Annotated in this window: 19 protein-coding genes; 15 read left to right on the forward strand and 4 right to left on the reverse strand. The window is 63.6% G+C overall.

What is annotated here, in order from left to right; genetic code table 11:
- The first annotated feature begins 136 nt into the window (after nt 1-136).
- From AC6I6U_RS26365 to AC6I6U_RS26425, 13 genes are all read left to right on the forward strand, one after another.
- The gene (locus AC6I6U_RS26365; RefSeq protein WP_497878921.1) at nt 137-1,573 is read left to right on the forward strand and encodes an undecaprenyl-phosphate glucose phosphotransferase; all 1,437 of its coding nucleotides are present in this window, start codon (nt 137-139) and stop codon (nt 1,571-1,573) included.
- A gap of 1 nt (nt 1,574) precedes the next feature.
- A complete protein-coding gene (locus AC6I6U_RS26370; RefSeq protein ID WP_497878922.1) occupies nt 1,575-3,032 on the forward strand; it encodes a mannose-1-phosphate guanylyltransferase/mannose-6-phosphate isomerase in 1,458 nt (485 codons plus the stop codon).
- A 69-nt stretch (nt 3,033-3,101) separates the two neighbouring features.
- On the forward strand, nt 3,102-3,875 hold the full coding sequence (locus tag AC6I6U_RS26375) for a polysaccharide biosynthesis/export family protein (RefSeq protein ID WP_497878923.1): 774 nt from the start codon (nt 3,102-3,104) through the stop codon (nt 3,873-3,875).
- A gap of 18 nt (nt 3,876-3,893) precedes the next feature.
- Complete coding sequence (locus AC6I6U_RS26380) at nt 3,894-5,888, forward strand: GumC family protein (protein WP_497878924.1); 1,995 nt, start codon at nt 3,894-3,896, stop codon at nt 5,886-5,888.
- A complete protein-coding gene (locus tag AC6I6U_RS26385) occupies nt 5,888-7,078 on the forward strand; it encodes a glycosyltransferase (RefSeq protein WP_497878925.1) in 1,191 nt (396 codons plus the stop codon). The genes AC6I6U_RS26380 and AC6I6U_RS26385 overlap by 1 nt, the downstream gene beginning before the upstream one ends.
- Nucleotides 7,068-8,402 (forward strand): cellulase family glycosylhydrolase, encoded by a 1,335-nt coding sequence (locus tag AC6I6U_RS26390; protein WP_497878926.1) that lies wholly within the window; start codon nt 7,068-7,070, stop codon nt 8,400-8,402. Before AC6I6U_RS26385 ends, AC6I6U_RS26390 begins: the two co-directional genes overlap by 11 nt.
- Complete coding sequence (locus AC6I6U_RS26395; RefSeq protein ID WP_497878927.1) at nt 8,399-9,619, forward strand: glycosyltransferase family 4 protein; 1,221 nt, start codon at nt 8,399-8,401, stop codon at nt 9,617-9,619. Before AC6I6U_RS26390 ends, AC6I6U_RS26395 begins: the two co-directional genes overlap by 4 nt.
- The gene (locus tag AC6I6U_RS26400) at nt 9,610-10,710 is read left to right on the forward strand and encodes a glycosyltransferase family 4 protein (protein WP_497878928.1); all 1,101 of its coding nucleotides are present in this window, start codon (nt 9,610-9,612) and stop codon (nt 10,708-10,710) included. The genes AC6I6U_RS26395 and AC6I6U_RS26400 overlap by 10 nt, the downstream gene beginning before the upstream one ends.
- Complete coding sequence (locus AC6I6U_RS26405) at nt 10,710-12,098, forward strand: O-antigen ligase family protein (RefSeq protein ID WP_497878929.1); 1,389 nt, start codon at nt 10,710-10,712, stop codon at nt 12,096-12,098. The genes AC6I6U_RS26400 and AC6I6U_RS26405 overlap by 1 nt, the downstream gene beginning before the upstream one ends.
- Nucleotides 12,095-12,916 carry an acyltransferase gene (locus AC6I6U_RS26410; protein ID WP_497878930.1) on the forward strand — a complete coding sequence of 274 codons (822 nt, stop codon included), beginning with the start codon at nt 12,095-12,097 and terminating at the stop codon, nt 12,914-12,916. The genes AC6I6U_RS26405 and AC6I6U_RS26410 overlap by 4 nt, the downstream gene beginning before the upstream one ends.
- Nucleotides 12,917-12,925: 9 nt before the next feature.
- Complete coding sequence (locus AC6I6U_RS26415; RefSeq protein WP_497878931.1) at nt 12,926-14,350, forward strand: lipid II flippase MurJ; 1,425 nt, start codon at nt 12,926-12,928, stop codon at nt 14,348-14,350.
- Nucleotides 14,351-14,353: 3 nt separating this feature from the next.
- Complete coding sequence (locus AC6I6U_RS26420; RefSeq protein ID WP_497878932.1) at nt 14,354-15,280, forward strand: glycosyltransferase family 2 protein; 927 nt, start codon at nt 14,354-14,356, stop codon at nt 15,278-15,280.
- A gap of 149 nt (nt 15,281-15,429) precedes the next feature.
- Nucleotides 15,430-15,762, forward strand: coding sequence for a hypothetical protein (locus AC6I6U_RS26425; RefSeq protein ID WP_497878933.1), 333 nt, complete (start codon nt 15,430-15,432; stop codon nt 15,760-15,762).
- 53 nt (nt 15,763-15,815) lie between these two features.
- Here the strand turns inward: AC6I6U_RS26425 and recR are convergent, their stop codons facing one another.
- The 3 genes from recR to dnaX all read right to left on the reverse strand — a co-directional run bounded on the left by recR (nt 15,816) and on the right by dnaX (nt 19,070).
- Nucleotides 15,816-16,418 carry a recombination mediator RecR gene (recR, locus tag AC6I6U_RS26430; RefSeq protein ID WP_497878934.1) on the reverse strand — a complete coding sequence of 201 codons (603 nt, stop codon included), beginning with the start codon at nt 16,416-16,418 and terminating at the stop codon, nt 15,816-15,818.
- Nucleotides 16,419-16,550: 132 nt separating this feature from the next.
- Nucleotides 16,551-16,889: a YbaB/EbfC family nucleoid-associated protein gene (locus AC6I6U_RS26435; RefSeq protein WP_497878935.1), complete on the reverse strand. Its 339-nt coding sequence runs from the start codon at nt 16,887-16,889 to the stop codon at nt 16,551-16,553.
- Between the two features lie 63 nt (nt 16,890-16,952).
- Nucleotides 16,953-19,070 carry a DNA polymerase III subunit gamma/tau gene (gene dnaX / locus AC6I6U_RS26440; protein WP_497878936.1) on the reverse strand — a complete coding sequence of 706 codons (2,118 nt, stop codon included), beginning with the start codon at nt 19,068-19,070 and terminating at the stop codon, nt 16,953-16,955.
- Nucleotides 19,071-19,219: 149 nt separating this feature from the next.
- Here dnaX and AC6I6U_RS26445 point away from each other — a divergent pair, with 149 nt between their 5' ends.
- Nucleotides 19,220-20,002: a substrate-binding periplasmic protein gene (locus AC6I6U_RS26445; RefSeq protein WP_497878937.1), complete on the forward strand. Its 783-nt coding sequence runs from the start codon at nt 19,220-19,222 to the stop codon at nt 20,000-20,002.
- Here the strand turns inward: AC6I6U_RS26445 and AC6I6U_RS26450 are convergent.
- Nucleotides 19,976-21,673, reverse strand: coding sequence for a putative bifunctional diguanylate cyclase/phosphodiesterase (locus AC6I6U_RS26450; RefSeq protein ID WP_497878938.1), 1,698 nt, complete (start codon nt 21,671-21,673; stop codon nt 19,976-19,978). The genes AC6I6U_RS26445 and AC6I6U_RS26450 overlap by 27 nt on opposite strands.
- A gap of 430 nt (nt 21,674-22,103) precedes the next feature.
- Between AC6I6U_RS26450 and AC6I6U_RS26455 the strand changes: the two genes are divergently transcribed.
- Nucleotides 22,104-22,418 carry a helix-turn-helix domain-containing protein gene (locus AC6I6U_RS26455; RefSeq protein ID WP_497878939.1) on the forward strand — a complete coding sequence of 105 codons (315 nt, stop codon included), beginning with the start codon at nt 22,104-22,106 and terminating at the stop codon, nt 22,416-22,418.
- Nucleotide 22,419 lies beyond the last annotated feature (1 nt).

The raw sequence follows: 22,419 nt of genomic DNA on the forward strand, positions 1-22,419 counted from the left end.
AAGTCGTATCCAACAGGAAAGTCAGCTACCAGGGATAGGGGCAGCACTGGAAACCCTGAAGCGTTGCCAAAGGAATTACCTACCGAAGTGCTTCGTCGTTGCCATTTCGCGGTGGTAGAAAAGGAAGGGGGTCTTAATGCGCTTGCAACCAGTCGACAGTCTGTTTCTCACCCGGCCGAGCATGGTCGAGTACTTTCTGTTCGGCATCCGCCTGGTCCACGGACTGACCGCCATCCTGCCTGGTCTGCTGTTGCTGGTTTACCTGCGCGAGCAAACCCCGGATATCACCGAGAGCTACCTGACCATCCTGGTATTCTTCGGCGTCATCTGCGTGCTGATTTTCCAGGCGCTGGGCGTCTACGCCGAGGCGATCTTCAGCAACCTGCTGCGTTTCCAGATCACCCTCTTCGCCTGGTCCTCGGCCTTCTGCCTGCTGCTGTTCATGCACCATGGGCTGCAACTTTTCAGCTACCTGGACAACACCCAGCTGCTGGTCTGGTTCATCGCCAGCCTGACGCTGTTCGGCGTCGAACGGCTGATCCTGCTGGCGCTGTTCCAGCAGCTGATGCAGCGTGGGATCTTCCTGCAGAACGCGGTGATTCTTGGCGCCACCGAAAACGGCCAACGCCTGGCCGACTACCTGTCCCAGCACCAGGACATCCGCTCCGGCGTGATCGGTTTCATCGATGACCGTATCGCCCGCTTGCCGAAAACCATGGTCAACCTGCCGTTGCTGGGCAACTCCGATGACCTGGAACGGCTGATCCGCGAGGAGAAGGTCACCCAGGTCCTCGTCGCCCTGCCATGGTCGGCGGAAAACCGCATGGACTTCATCATTCGCGAGCTGCGCCGGCTGCCGGTCAACGTGCTGCTGGTGCCGGACATGATCGCTTTCCGGCACGCCCACAACCGCATCACCGAAGTCGCCAACCTGCCGATGTTCAACGCCTCCGAGATGCCCTTGCGCGGCTGGTCGCCGATGTTCAAGCGACTCGAGGACATGGTCCTGTCGACCATTGCACTGATCCTGCTGTCGCCGATCATGTTGCTGGTGGCATTGGCCATCAAGCTCGACTCGCCGGGGCCGGTGCTGTTCCGGCAGAAACGCTACGGCTACAACAACCGGTTGATAGAAGTCTTCAAGTTCCGTTCGATGCACCAGCACCAGGCCGACGCCAACGCCGAGAAACAGACCACCCGCGGCGACCCGCGGATCACCCGGGTCGGGCGTTTCATCCGCAAGACCAGCCTCGACGAGTTGCCCCAGCTGTTCAATGTCTTCGCCGGCAGCATGTCCATGGTCGGCCCCCGCCCCCATGCCACCGCGACCAAGGCCGCCGGTATCCTGTTCGAGGAAGCCGTGAAGGAATACACCTCGCGTCACCGGGTCAAGCCGGGGATCACCGGGCTGGCGCAGATCAACGGTTATCGCGGTGAAACCGACACCCTGGAAAAAATTGAAAAACGCGTGGAGTTCGATCTGGAGTACATCGAGAACTGGTCGATCTGGTTCGATCTCTACATCCTCTTCCGCACTGTCCCGGCAGTACTCCTGACTCGCGAGGCCTTCTGACATGAGCCAACTCATTCCCTGCATCATTGCCGGCGGTTCCGGCACCCGGCTCTGGCCAGTGTCCCGCGAAGCCATGCCCAAGCCCTTCATGCGCCTGCCCGACGGTGAAAGCCTGTTGCAGAAGACCTTCCGCCGCGCCACCGGACTGCCCGACGTGCAGCGCCTGCTGACGGTGACCAACCGCGAAGTGTTCTTCCGCACCCTGGATGACTACCGCCTGCTGAACAAGGGCGGGGCCGCACTGGACTTCATCCTTGAACCTTTCGGCCGCAATACTGCGCCGGCCATCGCCGCCGCGGCACTGCACGTTTCGCGGCTGTATGGCGAGGATGCGCAGTTGCTGGTATTGCCGGCGGACCACCTGATCAAGGACCTCGACGCGTTCGCCCAGGCGGTGCAAAACGCACGCAAACTGGCCGACCAGGGCTGGCTGGTAACCTTCGGCCTGGTCCCGACCAAGGCCGAAACCGGCTTCGGCTACATCGAAAAAGGCCAGACCCTGGAGGATGGCAGCTTCCAGGTCGCCCGCTTCGTCGAGAAGCCCGATGCGGCCACCGCCCAACGCTATGTCGACGGCGGCTTGCACCTGTGGAACGCCGGCATGTTCTGCATGCGCGCCGACGTGCTGCTGCGCGAGCTGCAAGAACATGCCCCGGATGTGCTGGCGGCCATGAGCGAATGCCTGGCCCATAGCCACAGCCGCGAGGGCAGCCAGGAACTGCAACTGGAGCTCGACGGCAAGACTCTCGGCCAGGCCCCGGATATTTCCATCGACTATGCCCTGATGGAACGCTCGCAGAAGGTCGCGGTGGTACCGTGCCAGCTCGGCTGGAGCGACATCGGCTCCTGGCAGGCGGTGCGCGAACTGACCCCTGCCGACGCCCACGGCAACCAGTGCAATGGCGAGACCGTCCTGTACGACGTGAACAACTGCTACATCGACTCGCCCAAGCGCCTGGTCGGCGGGGTCGGGCTCAAGGACCTGATCATCATCGACACCCCGGACGCCCTGCTGGTCGCCGACAGCAACCGCAGCCAGGATGTGAAATTCATCGCCCAGGAACTCAAGCGCCAGGGCCATGAAGCCTACCGCCTGCACCGCACGGTGACCCGCCCATGGGGCACCTACACCGTGCTCGAAGAGGGCAAGCGCTTCAAGATCAAGCGCATCGTGGTCAAGCCCGACGCCTCGCTGTCCCTGCAGATGCACCACCACCGCAGCGAACACTGGATCGTCGTCAGCGGCATGGCCCGGGTCACCAACGGCGACAACGAATTCCTGCTCGACACCAACGAATCGACCTTCATCAAACCGGGCAAGACCCACCGCCTGGTCAATCCCGGAGTGATCGACCTGGTGATGATCGAGGTGCAGAGCGGCGAATACCTGGGCGAGGACGATATCGTGCGGTTTACCGACATCTACGGAAGGGTTCCCGTCGAAGCCGGCAAGTCCTGAACACCCAACCATCCAGCATCACCGAGCCCGTCAGGGAGCTGTAGACATGCACCACAGGAAGACCGACCGATGAAAACCCCCTTGCTGATCTTCAGTGTTCTCCTACTCAGCGCTTGCAGCATCCCGGCCAAGGTGGTGCTGCCGCAGAAAAACGTGCTGCAAGAAGGTCACAGGGCTGGCGAGGCATTGGCCGGCAAGCCCCTGCCAGCACAGCGGATCCGCGCCGGCGATACCTTGCGTATCGTGCGCAACACCGGCGAGGCACCGTCGATCTCAGCGTTCACCGCCAACTCCATCTATGAGCTGACGCTATTCACCGTGATGAACGATGGCAGCTTCGCCTATCCCTATATCGGCAACGTCAAGGCCGCGGGCCTGACCCCGCAGGAACTGACCCTGCTGCTGCAGGACAAGCTGAAGAACATCTACCAGGATTCGGCCCTGACCGTGAACATCAACACCGCACCGGGCAACACCGTGTTCGTCGGTGGTTCGGTGCGCAACCCGGCCAACCTGCCGGTCACCGTCACCACCACCCTCGAGCAGGCCCTGATCGGTGCCGGCGGCCTGTTACCGGTGGGCGACAGTCGCAACGTCGCGTTGCTGCGCCAGGAAGACGACGGCCGCTACAAGACCTATTTCTTCGACTACCGCGACACCATGCTCGCCGGTGTCAGCAACCGGCCGCCGGTGCTGCTGCAACGTGGCGACGTGGTGTTCGTGCCCAAGTCTCACGTGGGCAATGGCATCGAGTGGGTCGATCTGTACCTGAACCAACTGATTCCGTTCCAGAAATCGATTGGTATCGGCGTGAACTACAACTTGCGTGAAAACAGCAACTGATCGTTAAGGACAACAGACATGATCAATATCCGCTCCTTCCGCGATTTGTTGCGCCTGTTCTTCATCTTCAAACGCGAAGTGAAAATCGCCGTTCTGGTGACCCTCATCATCGTCCTGCTGGGCGCCTTCCTGCTGCCCAACCGCTATGAGTCCACGGCCCTGCTGCTGGTCAAGCCGGGACGCGACACCAGCACCCTGCCGATCGAGATCTCCGATCGCCAGGCGACGATTATCCCCAGTGCCCAGCGCGATCCGATTCTCGATGAGGAACGCATGCTCAGCGGCCGTCCGATCGCCCGCCTGGTCGCCGAGCAGTACCTCAACGAACTGTCCAGGGTACCGCCGCAGGAAGGCTTCATCGGCACACTCAAGACCCTGGTCAAGAGTACGCTGCAAGCCTTGGTCGATGCCGGTCGCGGCCTCCTGCAACTGCTGGGCCTGGTGGAGAAACAGACCCCGGTAGAGCGCCTCGCCGACCAACTGCTGAAGAACTTCAACGTGACCCACGCCGCCGGCTCCTCGGTCATGGAGATCAGCTTCACCTGGAACAACCCGGCGGTCGCCCAGACCATCGTCCAGAGCTGGATCGAACAATACGAGCAGGAGCGCACCCGTAGCCTGGGCCGCAAGAGCCTCTACACGTTCTATGAGAGCGAAAGCAAGGCGACCCAGGCGCGGATCCTCGACTACAAGAAAAAAATCGAGGCCCATCTCAACGAGCTGGGGGCGGTGAGCATCGGCGAGCGTCTGAACGATATCTCGCGCAACCTCAACAACCTGCGCGGCGAACACCTGAACACCACCCGCGCCGTGGCCTCGACCCGCAGCGGCCTGGAACGGATCCAGGCGCAGCTCAACAGCATGAAGAAAGAAATCAGCATCGGCCGGCAGATGAGCATCAACCCCGACCGCCAGGACCTGCAACAACGGATCAACTCCAAGCAGATCGAGCGTCAGGAAATGCTGCGCACCTTCAAGGAGGGCGCGCCACCGGTGAAGGCCATGGACACCGCCATCGCCAACCTGGAGAAGTTGCTCCACTCGCAAAATGCAGTGGTCCAGCGCTCCGACAACCTGGCGCCGAACCCGGTCTATACCCGCCTGCAGAACAGCTTCGCCGACCAGCAGGCCAGCCTCAGCCGCCTGCAGACCCAGGCCGCGCAACAGAAGACCCAACTGGACCAGTTGGAGCAGGATCGCCGCCAGGCCCTGGCCATCGAACCGGAAATGTCGCGCCTGCAACGTGAACTCGAGGCCGCCGAGAAAAGCTTCGCGCTGTACAGTGACAGCACCGAGAAAGCGCGTATCGACCGCGAGCTGGACAAGAGCCAGATCAGCAACATCGCGATCATCGAGCAAGCCACCCTCAACGAAGGCCGGATCTTCCCCAAGAGCCTGAGCATGATCCTGCTGGCGATCCCACTGAGCCTGGCAGTCGGCCTGCTGGCCTTGTACTTCTTCTACCTGCTTGACCAACGCATCCACGACGGCGACAAGATCGAGTCGCGCTTCGGGGTCAAGGTCTGGACCAGCCTGCAGGACATCAGCGACGGCCAGCCCCAGCGCCGTACCGCCTTCACCGCCAGCATGTACCGGCTCTACGGGGTGCTGCCGCTGGAGCGGGTTGCCGAACACGGCCTGACCATCGGCCTGACCTCGGCCCGCCACGGCGAGGGGGTCAGCTTCGTCATCGAGCACCTGAGCGAACTGCTGCGCCAACGCGGCCACAATGTCCGCGTCGACGGCCCTGAGCCGGCGCAGCCGGGGGAAATCCTGCTGCTCAACGCCGGCGCCTTCTTCTCCAACCAGGAGGCTTTCGTGATCCTGCGCCAGGCCGATCTGATCACCCTGATCATCGAGGCCGAAACCACCACCGTGCCGATCCTGGAAAATGCCCTGACGACCCTCAACACCGCCTTCAAGCGCGTCGACGGCATTATTCTCAATCGTCGGCGCTTCGAGATTCCGGAGCGGGTCCTCAACACCCTGGCCCGGTTCCGGAGTCACGCCTGATGCACATCGCCCTGCTCGCGCCCATGCCGCCGGAACAGAATGGCATCGCCGACTACGCCGGCCACCTGAAGACCGCCCTGGAAAGCCAGGGCGTGCAGGTCAGCACGCCGCTGGCCGGCCTGGGCAACGACCCGCAGCGAGCGGTCCGCGCGGTAGCCGAACACGACTGGCACGGCATCGACCTGGTGCATGCGGAGATCGGCGGCGGTCGCCTCGCCGAATTCCACGCCCTGAAAGCCTTGCGTGCGCGCTTCACCACGCTGCCGCTGACCGCCACCATTCACGACCCGGAGCGCCTGGTCTGGCGCCGCGAACGCCTGCCCTGGCCATTGTCGCTGGCCAGCAAGCTGCCCTCGCCGCTGCCGCAAGTGGCCACGGTGCTGGCCGATCCGCTGTGCCTGCGTGAGGAGCGACAACTGGCCCGCAGCCTGACCCGGCTGATCACCCTCACGCAATCGGGCAGCCGCTGCCTGCGCCAGCGCATGGGCCTGCGCAGCGAACAGATGGCGGTGATTCCCCACGGCAACCTGGCGATCCCACCCGCACCATTGCCGCCGCTGGAGCCGCTGAAACTGCTGTATTTCGGCTTCATCTATCGTGGCAAGGGCATCGAGGACCTGGTCGATGCCCTGGCAATGACCTTCACCCAACAACCCGGCCTGCGCAGCAAGCTGCGCCTGACCCTGGCCGGTGGCAGCGAACCGGAGATGGCCTTCGGCCCCTCCGGTAGCTACCTCGACCAACTGCGCCAGCACATCCAGCGGCTCGGCCTGCAGGACAGCATCGACTGGCAACTCGACTTGCCGGCCGCCGACATCCCCAAGGTGATCCAGGCCCATCACGTGATGGTGCTGCCCTACCGCGAGTCGAGCAAACTCAAGCTGCTGGGACAATTGCGCGGCACCAGCGGCGCCTTGTCCTGGGCCGCCGCCTGCGGGCGCGGGGCGATTACCTCCGACGCCCGCTCGTTCGCCGAGGAAGTCGCCCAGGGCAACGGGGTGATCTTCCCCCAGGGCAACGTCAGCGCCCTGGCTGCCGAGATCAGCCACCTGTGCGCCACCCCCGAGCTGGCGATCCGCTGGGCCGAACACGCCAGCGTGATCGGCGAACAGCGCATCTGGAGCCAGACTGCCAGCCGTTTCCTGCAAGTATTCGAACAAGCGTGCCGAGGACATGAAAATGTGGCGTAAACCGCTTCTCTGGGTACCCTTGCTGGTCATCCTGGCCGGCGTCTTCAGTGCTTTGCAGTGGCGTGACACCGGCGCCCAGTCCTCGACCCAGGTGCTGCTCAAGGCACCGCGGGCGATCGAGTGGAAGGACTTTCTCGGGGTCAACGTGCAGTTCCAGTATTTCGATCCGGACATCTACCAGAAACAGATGAGCCAGCTCGACGCGCTGGGCCTGAACTGGGTGCGCCTGACCATCCACTGGCCCATCATCGAACCGCAGCCGGGCGCCTATGAGCTTGATGCCCTGGACGGGGCGATGAAGCAGATGCAGAACCATCACTACAACATCATCGCCTACCTGGTGGGTTCGCCAGCGTTCGCCAGCAGTGCACCGGAAGGCGCCACCGGCACCGACCAGTACCCGCCCAAGGATTTCGACCTGTTCGCCAACCGCATGGCGACCCTGGCCGAACGCTATCCGCAAGTGAACACCTGGCAGGTGTGGAACGAACCGAACATCATCTGGCTGCCCAAAGAGGATCCGACCGCCTACTACCGGCTGCTGACCACCACCGCCAAGGCGATTCGCGCGAAAGTGCCCGGCAAGCCGGTGGCCACCGCCGGCCTCGCCTACTACAGCCAGATGCACAGCACTCCGGGGCTGATGATCGACAGCCTGGTGACTCAGGGATTGGCCAGCCAGGACATCATCGCCGCCTACCACCCCTATTCCGAATTGCCCGAAGGCGACAGCGCCACGGCAAAGGACTTCCTCAGCAAGGCCAACAGCATCAACAAGTCCCTGCACAACGCCGGCGTCTCCCAGGTATGGGCCACTGAATGGGGCTGGTCGAGCTACGCGGGGCCCAAGGAAATGCAGGCACTGATCGGCACCTCCGGCCAGCAGGACTATACCCTGCGCCGCCTGGCCCTGATGAGCGCCATGGACTACCAGCGGATATTCCTGTTCAACCTCAGCGACTTCGACGCCCGGGCCACCCCGCGCGACCAGTTCTACGGCCTGGTGGACGTCGGCGGCGAGCCGAAGCCGGTCTACACCGCGCTGAAGAACTTCCTCGACGTGACCGGCCCGAAACTGCAACCGGCCGATACCCCCAGCCTGCGCAACGCACCCGATGACCTGTACAGCGTGACCTGGACACGCAACGACGGAGCCCGCGTCTGGATGTTCTGGAGCGCCAGCGGCAAAAGCCTGCAATTGCCCGGCGTGACCAAGGCCGCCCTATTCGATCCCCTGGCGGGCAGCCGTACCGACCTGAGCGACGCCCAGGCCGTTACCGTACCGCTGAAAACCAGCCTGCAACTGTTGGTGTGGTCGCCATGAAAATTCTCTGGACCCTACCCTACCTGCCCTGGCCCACCACCAGCGGCGGCAAGACCCGGCAATTTCACCTGCTGCGCAGCCTCGCCGCGCGGGGCCATCGGATCACCCTGCTGGTGCAATCCAAGACGGCCCTCGACGAAGCCACGCGCCAGAGCCTGCTGCCGCACCTGGAACGGCTGATCGTGGTGCCGCGCCGCCCACTGCGCAGCCTACGCACGCTGTCCACCGCACTGCTGGCACCCTACCCGATGCTCGCCGCGGTCAATGGCTCGGCGCCGCAGTTGCAACAGCAATTCCGCGAACTGCTGGAAGAACACTGGGATGTGATCCAGATCGAGCACAGCTACAGTTTCCAGCCGTTCGAACAGCCGCTGGCCGAGGCCGGGCGTGACTTCATCCTCACCGAACACAACGTCGAGTCGGCCCTCGGCGCCGCCAGCTACGACCGACTGCCGGGCTGGCTGAAACCCTTCACGCTGTATGACCAGTGGCGCTACCGGCGCTGGGAAACCCGGGTGTTCCGCCAGGCCACCGAGCTGGTCGCGGTAACGCGCGAGGATGCCGACGTCTTGCACCAGCAGACCGGCAAGCCGGTGGCGGTGGTGGTCAACGGCGTCGACACCGGCCATTACGCCGGCGTCACGCCTGACCTGCGGGCCCAGCGCCTGCTGTTCATCGGCAACTACGAATACAGTCCGAACCTGGATGCGGTGGAATGGGCACTGGAGGAGATCCTCCCGGAACTCTGGAAACTCAATCCAGATGTACGGTTTGCCATTGCCGGCTACGGCCTGCCGGATGCCTGGCGCGAGCGCTGGAGCGATCCACGCATCGAGTGGCAGGGCTTCGTGCCCGACCTGCGCACCCTGCAAAGCCGTTCCTCGGTGTTCTTCGCGCCACTGCGCCAGGGCGGCGGTTCCAAACTCAAGGTGCTGGAGGCCATGGCCGCCGGGCTGCCGGTGGTCACCACCGACCAGGGCAGTTCCGGCCTGAAGGTCGAGAATGGCCACCACTATCTCGGCAGCGAAGACCCGCACGCCCTGGCCCGGATACTCGCCGATGCCCTGGCCCGGCCCGAGCGCCTGCAGCAGATCGCCGACGCCGGCCGGGCCTATGTCAAGGCCGAGCACGACTGGTCCGTGGCTGCCGCACAGCTCGAAGCGGTCTACACCCGACTCCCACAGCTCAAAAAAGAAGAAGTGTCCGTATGCGCATAGGACTGGATTACCGCCCGACGGCGGGCTACGCCCAAACCGGTATCGGCCGGCAGAACCTGGCACTGGAAGAGGCCCTGCGGGCCAACCCCGAGGTGCGACTGCAACTGTTCGGCGTGGCGCCGTACGATCACCCACTGCGCCGCCGTGTTCATTGCCCACGCTGGGAGGCGCCGCTGCAAGGCATTCACCGCCTGCCGCTGCGCCTGAAGTTCGAGGCCGGCTTCCTGCCCGGTGCGCTGCGCGAAGCCGGGGTGGAGATCTATATCTGCAACTTCAACATGGGCCTGCCCCTGGGCCGCAAGCCGGTCGGCATGCGTTATGTGCTGCAACTGCACGACCTGTTCCAACTGACGCTGCAGAACAGCCACGGTTCGCGAATCAAGGAAAGGGTCTATCGCGCCACCGACCGGCTGTCGATCGGCCACTCGGTGAAGGTTGCCGACCGGATCTGGACGCCGTCGCAGTACACTGCCGATGAAGTGGTCAAGCTGTTCCCCCAGGCTCGCGACAAGATCAGGGTGCTGCCCAACCTGGTCGATGGTTTCAGCGGCGAACCGGCCGACATCGGCGACCTGCAGTTGCCGGAGCGCTACTGGCTGGCGGTCGGCACCCGTGAACCACGCAAGAACATCCCCTGGTTCGCCAGCGCCTGGCAGGCTGCCCGCCAGCAGTCGGACAAGGTGCCCGAGCTGGTGTTGATCGGCGCTCCCGAGCACCTGCCGTCGCCACTGCGGCATCTGCCGGGGTTGCACTACCTCAGCGGCATCAGCGATGCCCAACTGCACGCGGTCTACCAACAGGCACAGCGTCTGTGGCAACCGTCCTATGCCGAAGGCTTCGGCCTGCCGGTGATCGAGGCGCTGAGCGTCGGCACACCGGTGGCAGTCGCCAGCGGTTCGTCACTGGATGAAATCACCCCGCCGGACAGCCCGCGCTTCTCGCCGACCGACAGCCCGGCGCTGACCACGCTGATGCTCAACCTCGCCGAAACCCCGGCCGAAGACCCCGCCACCTTGCGCGCCTGGGCTGCGAACTACGCCACGGCGGCGTACCGGGAGCGCTTCAATCAATTGCTCGGGGAACTGCAATAATGCCGATCGCGATGCCCATCGCACTGTTTTTCAGCCTGGTCTTCGGCGTGCTGATCTGGGTGTTGCCGGCATTCAAGGTGCTGGTGCTGCTGGTCGGTATCGCCGGAGTGGTGACGATCATCCGCCACCCGCTGTGGGGCCTGTTGCTGTTCACCGTGTTCGCCACCTTCCTGCCCTATTCGACGGTACAGGTCGGCATCCGCACGACAGTATCCGAAGCGCTGATCCTGCTGGTCTGGGGCAGCGTGCTGGTGCAAGGCGTATTCAACAACCTGCCGGAAAAACCACCCCTGCTGCGTACCGAGCGCCTGCTGGTGGCCCTGATGCTGTTCAGTGCCTTCCCCTTCATCATCGGCCAATTGACGGTGAATGCCGAGGGCAACGGTCCGGTGAACTGGATCCGCTGGCTGCTCAATCTATCGGTGCTGTTCCTCGTACCTCGCCTGCTGGACACCCCACGGTCCCGTGAACAGGCAGTCATCGGGCTGCTGCTCGGGACCCTGCTGATGTTGCTGCTGTCGATTCCGGTGTTTCTCAAGAACGGCACCGCCACCAGCATGACCCCCATCCTCGCCCGCCTCGGCTATGGCGGTATCGAGGTGCTGGGCGACAGCCTCAGCGCGCTGTCCAACCGCATGGGCTCGCCGTGGATGCACCCCAACGTCACCGGCGGCGCCATGGCCCTGCTGATGCCCGTGGCCTTCTGCTTCGGCCTGACGCGCCAGGGCTGGCCACGGATGCTCGGCCTTGCCGTCGCCGGCCTTGGAGCGATCGCCCTGCTGCTGACCGGCTCGCGTGGCGCGCTGCTGAGCCTGATCGTGGTACTGGTCTGGCTGGCCCGCAAGCGCGTGCCCTACACCGGTCGGCTGCTGATGGGCGGCGCGGCCTTCGGCGCCTTGCTGCTGATGTTCTACCCGCCACTGCAGGACCGCCTGCTGACCATCTTTTCCACCAACGACGCCAGTACCAGCGTGCGCTTCGACGAGTACGCGCACTTCCCGCAGGCCATGGCCATGTTCCCCTTCGGCATCGGCTTCAAGACCGAACCACCGGTACCCGGTACCGGTCTCTGGGGGATTTCCAACCTGTGGCTGAACTTCATCTACAAGCTCGGCATTCCCGGCATGCTGCTGTTCGTCACGGTGATCTGGAGCTGGTGGCGGGAAACCCGCCCCAACCAGGAGACCATCCGCCTGAACGCGGACAACGCGCTCTGGCTAGGCAGCACGGCCGGCCTGATGGCCGCGCTGCTCAGCGGTATCTTCGACCACTATTTCAGCTTCACCCAGGTACTGATCGCCTTGTTCTGGCTGCTGCTGGGCCTGAACCTGCATGAAGCCCGACGCCTCAAGCCCAAGGCCTCGAGCCTTTCTGGAGTCCACCCATGAAACACCGTATGTTCCACTCGTTGAACCTGCGAGAGGCCCTGCCCGAATACGCGCAGAAAATGGCCGTCAACCTTGAGGAGTTGCAGGCCGCCTACCAGTGGATGCTGGAAAACGATGTCTGCTTCGAGCAACCGCTCAAGGGCAACGTGCTGTGTTTCATCAGCTACCTGAACATCGAGCCCCGTATCGAGAACCCGCTGGCCCGGCGCTTCTATGCCCTGCTCGGGCGTGAAATCAAGGGCGCGCTGATCCCGCTCTACGGCATCAACTGGCCAACCCTGCGCGACCGCCTGCTGCGCTGGTGGGAGCTGGCCTACAACATCCTCATCTGCAAGATCCCCAGCCACACCCTGCGCCTGCTCTGGCTGCGCATCGGTGGGGCGAAGATCGGCAAGGGCTCGACGGTCTGGCGCAACACCGAGGTACTGGGCGTCGACAGCCTGCGCATCGGCAACGACAGCACGGTCGGCTGGCACTGCCAACTGGACGCCCGCGGCGGGCTGATCATCGGCGACCACGTGACCATCGCCTCCCATGTGCTGATCATCGCCGGTGGGCATGATGTCCAGGCGCCGGAATTCTGGGCGGTCGGCGGGCCGGTGTATATCCGCGACTACGCCTGGATCGCCAGCCGTGCGCTGCTGTCCTTCGGCGCCGATATCGGCGAGGGCGCGGTGGTCGGCGGCCAGTGCGTGGTGTCCAAGCCGATCCCCGCCTACGCCATCGTCGGTGGCCCGGATGCGGCGATCAAGGGTGAACGCTGCCGTGGCCTGAACTACAAGGTGGGCGGCAAAGGCCTGTTCACTTTGTTCCACTGAGCCAGGCGAATGTTCGGTTCGACGCTCTGGCTGACCCTGGCGACCCTCACCGGCCTGGCCGCCGGCTTCGCCCGTGAGTGGCTGCTGGTAGCTGCGTGGGGAGCCGGCGGGCGCAGCGACAGCTTCCTGGTTGCGCTGTTCCTGCCGGAAGCCCTGCGCATGGCCCTCGCCGCCGGCCTGCTCAGCGCGGCGGCACTGCCGCTGTACCAGCAACGCTCGGTTGGCGAACAAGCCAACTGGCTCGGGGCATTGGCCCCGCGCCTGCTGCTTTGCGGCCTGCTGATGGGCACCGTGCTGAGCGTGGGCGCACCGCTGTGGGTGCGGCTGATCGGTCCCGGACTCGACAGCCAGGGCTATCAACTGGCCGGGGGAAGCCTGCATTGGCTGGCCTGGTGTGCACCCGGCTTCATCCTCCACGCACTGTTCTGCGTGCCGTTGCAGGCCCGTTCGCGGTTCATTCTCGCCGGGCTCGGCTCGCTGCTGTTCAACCTGCCGCCGGTGCTCTACCTTGCCATCCTGCGGCATGACGCAACGCCCACCGGGCTGGCCGGCGCCTGCGTCCTGGGCAGCCTGCTGATGCCAACGGTGCTGTTGCCGGCCTTGCTGCACGGCGGCTGGAAACCCTGGCAAGCGACAAGCGCCCCCGGCGCCGGTCGCGAACTGCTCAAGCAGATCGGTCCGTTACTCAGCAGCAACCTGGCCAGCCAGGGCCTGGCACTGCTGGAACGGATGGTCGCCTCGCTGCTGGGGGAAGGCGCGGTCACCTGGATCAACCTGGCACGCAAACTGATCAACCTGCCGCTGATCGCCCTGATGAGCCTGAACCAGGTGCTGCTCGGGCTGATGAGCGGCAGCGCTGGCAACGAACGCCTGTCGCTGTTGCGCAAGGGGCTGGCCAGCGCGACCCTGCTGACCCTGCCGGCGGTCGCCGGGCTGATCGGCGCGGCGGCCGCACTGGTCAACCTGCTGCTGCCCAACCAGGCCGCCGACAGCCCGCTGCCGGAGTTGCTGGCGTGGTTCTCCGTACCCCTGATGTTCGGTGCCTGGAACGCCCTGCTCGCCCGCTACGCCTATGCCGCCGGCGATACACGCATGCCGCTCGCCTGCGAACTGGCCGGCAGCCTGCTCAACGCCCTGCTGCTGGCGGTGCTGCCGTATTTCCTGGGGTTGATCGGGATCGCCCTGGCGGCCGTCTGCGGAGTGATTCTTACCGGTCTATTACTGATGCGCCGCCAGCAATTGCTGGCCCAGGTGCCCTGGCGCAGCCACTGGCTGCTCGGCGTCGGCGTGATGATCTTCGCCGCATTGCTGCTGCACCCTCTTACGGGTACCTGGCTGCAATTGGGCCTGAGTACCCTCTACAGCCTGGCGCTGCTGATCGCCCTGGCACTCTGGCTGCGCCCCTGGCAGCCAACGGCAATCCCTGGAGGCTGAACCATGTCGACCCTGAAAGTGGCCTGCGTGATCCCGACCTACAACGGCCGCCGGGATCTGGAACGCCTGCTGGACTCCCTCGACCGCCAGACGGCGGTGTTCGACACGCTGATCGTCGACTCCAGCTCCAGCGACGGCACGTTCGAACTGGCGGCGTCGCGCTGCCCCAACGTGCTGCGCATCGACAGCAAGGACTTCAACCACGGCGGCACCCGCCAGATGATGGTCGAGCGCCACCCGGACTATGACGTCTACGTGTTCATGACCCAGGACGCCTACCTGGAAGACCCCGAGGCGCTGGCCAACATCAGTTGGCCGTTTACCGACGACAGCATCGGCGCAGTCTGCGGCCGGCAGTTGGCACACCTCGACGCCAGCCCATTGGCCGAGCACGCGCGGCTGTTCAACTACCCGCCCACCTCGCAGGTCAAGAGCCTGGAGGACGCCCCGCGCCTGGGCATCAAGACCGCGTTCGCCTCCAATTCCTTCTGCGCCTACCGCCGCCAGGCCCTGATACAGATCGGCGGTTTTCCGCAGCACGTGATCCTCTCGGAAGACATGTATGTTGCGGCAAAGATGTTGCTGGCCGGCTGGAAGGTCGCCTATGAGGGCAGTGCCTGCTGTCGGCACTCCCACAACTACACGCTCAGGGAAGAATTTTGCCGTTACTTCGACATCGGCGTGTTCCATGCCCGCGAGCCGTGGATACGCCAGGCGTTCGGTGGCGCCGGCGGCGAAGGCTTGCGCTATGTGCGGTCCGAGTTGAAATTCCTTGGCCCCCAACGCCTGTCCGCATGGCCGGGCTCGCTCCTGCGCAATGCGGTGAAGCTGTTCGCCTACAAACTCAGCCAACAGGAGCGCCACCTGCCCAAGGGGCTGAAGAAACGCCTGGGCATGTACAAGCGCTACTGGGACAGTCCCTACGCCTAACGGCCTGCCATTGCTCCGCCGGCGACTTTTCCGATAGAGATCAGGGAATCGCCTCAATTGACCCGCGAGCCAAATAGCGCGAGTTTTCGAAGTGTCTTTTATCCGGGCGATGGCGCCCGGAGACCGGACCTTCGAGGACGAGAGAACACATGGAAGTCGAGTTCAAGCGCTGTATCAGGCCCCACCTGCAACCTGCCCACCAATGGCCGGACAACCATGATCCGATACGGCAATCCCCCTCATCCGGCAACCCGGCCAAGCAGCACGCCCCGTCTGGAGACACCACCATGGAACCGCGCATCACCGAGCTGGAAACCCGCTTCGAATACATCCACCGCGACCTCGGCGAAGTACGCAGCGATGTGAAATCCATCCGTGCCCGTCTCGCCTACATGGCAGGCGGCGCAACCATCATCGGCGCGCTGCTGGCCTGGGTGGCCAACACCCGCCTGGACCAGATCGTGCTACTGCTGACGTCCTGAAACCCAGCGGGAACGCCGGGCGCGGCGCCCCGACAATGGGACGTCCGCGCCTATTACAAGGCGATCGGCTTGCGACCGGCAAACGAGTGCGCGAGGGTCCCGCCGTCCACCAATTCCAGCTCACCGCCCAATGGCACACCATGGGCGATGCGCGAGGTGACCAGGCCCTTGTTGGTGAGCAACTGAGCAATGTAGTGCGCCGTGGCTTCACCTTCGACCGTCGGGTTGGTCGCCAGGATCACTTCGGTAAAGCTGCCCTGCTCCTCGATCCGCGCCAGCAACTGCGGAATACCGATGGCTTCCGGGCCGAGGCCGTCGAGCGGCGACAGATGGCCCTTGAGTACGAAATAACGGCCGCGATAGCCCGTCTGCTCCACCGCATAGACATCCATTGGCCCTTCGACCACGCACAACAGGCTGTCGTCCCGGCGAGTGTCGGCACACTGCGGGCACAGGTCGTCCTCGGTCAGGGTGCGGCATTGGCGACAATGGCCAACCCCATCCATGGCCTGGGCCAACGCCTGGGCCAGCCGCGAGCCTCCGCTGCGGTCACGTTCGAGCAGCTGCAAGGCCATGCGCTGGGCGGTTTTCTGGCCGACCCCGGGCAAAACCCGAAAGGCGTCGATCAGTTGGCGAATCAGGGGGCTGAAGCTCATGGCAATAGGTCCGACAAAACTGCGAGAGGCGGTTTATACCCGCGGCTCCGGCAAGCGTCAAATGCGCAGGCCGGCAGCCCCGGAAACGACAATGCCAGGCACTCGGCCTGGCATTGTTCAACAGCAGATACCTTAGAACGGCATCTTGAAGCCCGGTGGCAGTTGCATGCCAGCGGTCATGCCGGACATCTTGTCGGCGCTGTTGGCTTCGATCTTGCGCACGGCATCGTTGACCGCGGCGGCGAACAGATCTTCCAGCACTTCACGGTCGTCTTCGCTGACACCTTCGAGCAGGCTTGGATCGATGCTCACGCGCTTGAGGTCGTGACGGCCGGTCATGACCACGGTGACCATGTCGCCGCCGGCCTTGCCGGTGACTTCAGCGTTAGCCAGTTCTTCCTGCATCTTGGCCATTTTTTCCTGCATCTGCTGCGCCTGCTTCATCAGGCCGGCCATGCCACCCTTCATCATGGGAATCACCTCAAAGTTGCTTGGACAATGGACGCAAGGCTCATGCCTCGCGCCCTTCAGTTATTAGCCCTGGGTCACCAGGGCGTCGACAGGTTCAATAGTATCGTCACGGATCACCGCACCGAACTGTTGCATCATTTGCTGGATGAACGGATCAGCATGAATCGACGCCACCGCCTCGTTCTGTCGCTCGTGCCGCCGGCGCGCTGCGGCCTGGGCCGGGGTTTCCTGCTCCGGCTTGATCAGTTCGATGGTCAGCGTCAGCGTGCGTCCGTGATACTGGTTCAGCGCCTCATTGAGACGCCGCTGCTGAGTCGGATTGAACAGGGCGCTGTGGGCCGGGTCCAGGTGCAGCAGCCAATCGTCACCGTTGACCGCGATCAGGGTGCAGTTGGCCGCGATGCTGCCGGTCATGCCGGAAATCGGCAGTTTCGGGAACAGTTGCAGCCATTCAAGGGCCAGGCCGGTCGCCGGCTGCGCTGCGGGCAGTGGCTCGGGCTCGGGCTCGGGCTGTTTATCCAGCTCGGCGGCGTGTTCAGTGGCCAGCTCATCCAGATAGCTGTAGGCCGAATCCATGTCCGGCTCGATGTAGTCCTCGTCCAGCGGCGGCTCGTCGTCGCGGTCGGGGCCCGCCGCGGCACTGGCCATGTGGGCCGGAACCGATTCGGGAATAGCTTCGGCCGCCCATTCGGGGGCCGCCTGCACGGTATTCTCGGGAGCAACGGGCGGTACCGGGGCTGGCTGCTCGACGAAAGCCTCCGGGACCGGTTCTGCGACGGGCGCAGGCTCTGGCACCGGCTCCTGGGTTGGCACCTGGGCAGGCTCGTTCCACGGCAGGTCGATTTCCTCGACTGCCGGGGACACCGGCTCGGGTTCAGGCTCAGGCGCCACTTCGGCAATGGGTTCAGGCACGGCCTCGACCACTGGAGCCGGAGCTGGCGCTGGCGGAGCCGACGGCGCTGGTGCTTCAACGACGGGTGCCACAGCAACGGCAGCCGGCGCGGCGATTGCCGGACCAGCCACCTTGCTCGCGGAATCAACTGTGGCCTGGCTGATCCCCACTGGCTTTAGTGGTTGCCTGGGTGCTGCGGCACTGTCAGCCGGACGGAAGGCGAGCATCCGCAACAGCACCATCTCGAAACCGCCACGCGGGTCCGGCGCCAGCGGCAGGTCGCGCCGACCGATCAGGCCCATCTGGTAGTAGAACTGGACATCTTCTGCCGGCAGCGCCTGGGCCAGGACCAAGACCCGGTCACGGTCGCCATGGCCGTTGTCAACCCCCTCCGGCAGCGCCTGGGCTATGGCCACGCGGTGCAACACGTTGAGGATTTCCGAGAGCACGCCGTTCCAGTCCGGCCCCTGCTCGGCCAGGTGGCGCACGGCCTCGAGCAGCGCCTTGGCATCACCATCGATCAGCGCATGCAGCACATCGTAGACCTGGCCGTGGTCCAGCGTGCCGAGCATCGCCCGCACATCACTGGCCAATACCTTGCCTTCACCGAAGGCAATCGCCTGGTCGGTGAGGCTCATGGCGTCGCGCATCGAGCCATCGGCCGCACGCCCGAGCAGCCACAGCGCGTCGTCTTCGAACGGTACGTTCTCGACACCTAGTACATGGGTCAAATGCTCGACCACACGCTCTGGAGTCATGTTCTTCAGGGAGAACTGCAGGCACCGCGACAAAATCGTTGCCGGGAGTTTCTGCGGGTCGGTGGTCGCCAGGATGAACTTGACGTAGGGCGGCGGCTCTTCGAGGGTTTTCAGCAACGCGTTGAACGAGTGGCTGGAGAGCATGTGCACTTCGTCGATCAGGTAGACCTTGAAGCGCCCGCGGCTCGGCGCGTACTGCACATTGTCCAGCAGTTCGCGGGTGTCCTCGACCTTGGTGCGGCTCGCGGCATCGATCTCGATCAGGTCGACGAAACGCCCTTCATCGATCTCGCGACACACCGAGCAGGTACCGCAAGGTGACGAAGTGATGCCGGTCTCGCAGTTCAGGCACTTGGCGATGATCCGGGCGATGGTGGTCTTGCCCACCCCGCGGGTACCGGTGAACAGATAGGCATGGTGCAGCCGCTGGCTGTCCAGAGCATTGATCAGCGCCTTGAGCACATGGGTCTGGCCGACCATTTCGCGGAACGAGCGCGGACGCCATTTACGTGCAAGAACCTGATAACTCATCGATAACCGTCGCATCTGGAAAGCGGAAGACCGCTAATGCTAGCGGAGCAGGGGCGAAATTGCATCCGGCGTGCTTCTCTAATCTGTCTTGGCTGCACTTTGTGGGAGAATCCACGGTCTCGAACGTAGTACTCCCGACGGAGAGTCTGATGCGTCTAGTGTGGGGCGCGCTTGCGCTGATAACCGCCAACTGTTTCGCCACCCCGGCGCCGCTGCGTTTTTCCGTGGCCGACAGTTGGGCCATGCCGCAGGTCGAAATCCAGGACGGTCGGCCGACCCAGGGTATTTTCTACGATCTGATGACCAGCCTGGCCCAGCAGGTCGGCAGGCCGGCCGAGTTCCACGTGCTGGCCCGGGCCAGGGTACAACTGGCCATGCAACATGGTGACATCGATGTGAACTGCTACACCTCGCCCTCCTGGCTGTCGAACCAGCAAAGCGACTATATATGGAGCGTACCCCTGCTGATGCAGCGTGACGTCATCGTCAGTGCTGCCGAAGCTCCGGCCCAGGTCGTCCCGCAGGAACTGCCCAGGCAGTTGATCGGCACGGTGCTGGGCTACACCTATCCGACCCTGCAGCCGCTGTTCGACGACAATCGGTTGATCCGCGACGATGCTCGCAACCAGGAGCTGGTGCTGGAGAAGCTCGCGGCAGGGCGTTACCACTATGCGGTCAGCAGCCAGTGGAACCTGGACCGGTTCAACCTGAAACTGCCCGCGGAGCAGCAACTACGGGAGGTCGCGGTACTGCAGGAACAGCCGATCAGCTGTGCGGTGCGCAACGATCCGGACCTGCCGGTGCAGAAGATCCTGCGAACATTGCTGAAGATGAAGATGTCCGGGGAGATCGACGGGTTCATCGGGCGGTATACCGGCAATACCCCGTCCCAGCAAGACCTGCCCCTAGGGGGCGGGCAAGGCACGCCATAGCGGCGAGGGCACGAAGGCCGCGACCCAGCCCGGTACCTCCCCTGCCGCCATCGGCCCGGCAATGAACCCGCCCTGCGCCACCTCGCAACCCAGGCTCATCAGCAAGCGCCCCTGTTCCGCGGTTTCCAGGCCCTCGGCGATCACCTCCCGGCCAAACGCCCGGGCCAAACCGATCACCGCCGTGGTCAGGGCCAGGTCGTCGTGGTCCTGGAGGATATCGCGGACAAAGGAGCGGTCGATCTTGATGGTCTGGGTCGGCAACTGCTTGAGGTAGCTCAGGGAGGAATAACCTGTACCGAAATCATCCAGGGAAAACCTCACCCCCAGTGCCTGGCAGGCCTGCAGGCACTGGCTGACCCGCTGGACGTTCTCGATGGCCTGCGACTCGACGATCTCCAGGTCCAGCATCTGCGGCGGTACCTCGGCATAGCGGGCCAGCAATGCCTGCAGCCGCGGAACGAAGTCCCCGCGCTGGAAATGCCGGGCGGCAATGTTCAGACTCACCGGCCATTCATGCCCCGCCCGCAGCCAGGCCTGCATCTGCGCCAGGACCCGATCGATGACCCATTCGCCGATCTCGCCGATCACATCGGCCTGCGCCACTAGCGGCAGGAATTCATGAGGCTCGAGCAACCCTCGTTGCGGGTTCTGCCAGCATACCAGGGCCTCGAAGCCAAACACCTGGCCGGTGCGCATATTCACCTTGGGCTGATAGACCAACCGCAACTCATCGGCTTCCAGGGCCTGGCGCATCGACTCCACGTTCTGATAGGTCGCCCGCACCTCCTGGTCCAGGGACACATCGAACAGGTGGAAGCGATTGCGCCCGCCCTGCTTGGCCAGGTACATGGCCTGGTCCGCATGACGCAACAAGGTGTCGGCATCCTCATCGTCATCCGGAAACACCGTCACACCGATACTGGCACAGACGTGGACCTGCTGTTCCTGGATCGAATAAGGCGCCGAGATCGCCCACAACACCCGTTGCAATGCGTCCTGCAGTTCCTGGCTGTCACGCACATAGCGCAGGATCAGCACGAACTCATCACCGGCCAGCCGGGCCACCACATCCTCGCCCCGCATGATCCCGCGCAACCGCGCGGCCACCTGCACCAGCAAGGCATCGCCGCAGGCATGGCCATAACCGTCGTTGACCGCCTTGAAGCCATCGAGGTCGAGCATGCACACCGCCAATGGAACGCGCTCGCGGCGGGCGAAATCCAGGGATTGGTTCAGTAGCTCCGAGAGAAAGGCCCGGTTGGGCAGGCCGGTGAGCACGTCATGGCCAACTCGCCACTGCAAGGTCTGCAGCAAGCGCTGCTTTTCACTGACATCGAAGCGGATAGACATGTACCGGCACACCCGCCCCGTCACCTCGTCCAGCAGCGGCACCATGGTGCTGTCGAGCCAGAACAGCGAGCCGTCCTTGGCGCGGTTGCACACTTCCCCTTTCCACACTTGCCCGAGGCCCAGGGTGCGCCACATGTGGGTAAAGAATTCGGTGGTATGAAAGCCGGAATTGAGCATTCGGTGGTTCTGCCCCAGCAACTCTTCGCGGCTGTAGCCGGAAATCGCACAGAACAGTTCGTTGACGTAGGTGATGCAACCGTCCAGATCCGTTTCGGAAAAAATCGCGGCTGCATCCACTACCTTACGGTATGTCTCATCCATGAGTCAGTTCACTTGGGCAGTTACCGGTTGAATCGCTCGACCAGGGCATCCGCCCCCGCAGAGACAAGCACCCGTTCGCCACGACAACCGACCCGGTCCACGACCAGGCAACGCCACGCTGTTGGGCAGAACTTCGAAGAAGATCAACTAGAGTTAAACCGAGGTTATCAGCAGATAGACGCACTAACCGCTGGAACCCGCGAAACAGACACCCGAAGGCTCGGTTCGGCGTGCGTGGCTTGAGGCTCGGGGGAAATACGCGCAATTCCCGACTTATAAAACAGCCACCTGAAACCCGATCACCCAAAACCTGTCCGATCCACCGATTCTACGATTTGCATCACATTATGCAATAGAAGGTGATGAATCATGGTGTTGCCTAATGCCAATATTTATCGTTAAGTTCTTGATTCTAAATGGGAATTGAGCGATGGAAATTTCAAGTTTGGGTGTGGCCATTAGACGCTATCGCAAGGTAGCAGGGCTGACTCAGGCTGAACTTGGCGAGAGAACCGGTTTTGACCCCAAAACCATCAGTCGTTTCGAAACCGGCACCTACACTCCCAGCGTGGAAGCCCTGTTTCTGTTCGCTGATGCGCTGGGGGTGAAACTGAAAGCGTTTTTCGCGGATATGGGCGACGAGGACGAACAGCGAGCCTACCTGTTCGGCGTCATTCACAAAGCCCCCTCAAAGGACTTGGGAAAACTGATCGCCGCGGTCGATCTCGCCTTGTCCAAGCCTTGAA

The sequence above is a fragment of the Pseudomonas sp. UTLPPB19802 genome (assembly GCF_059730225.1).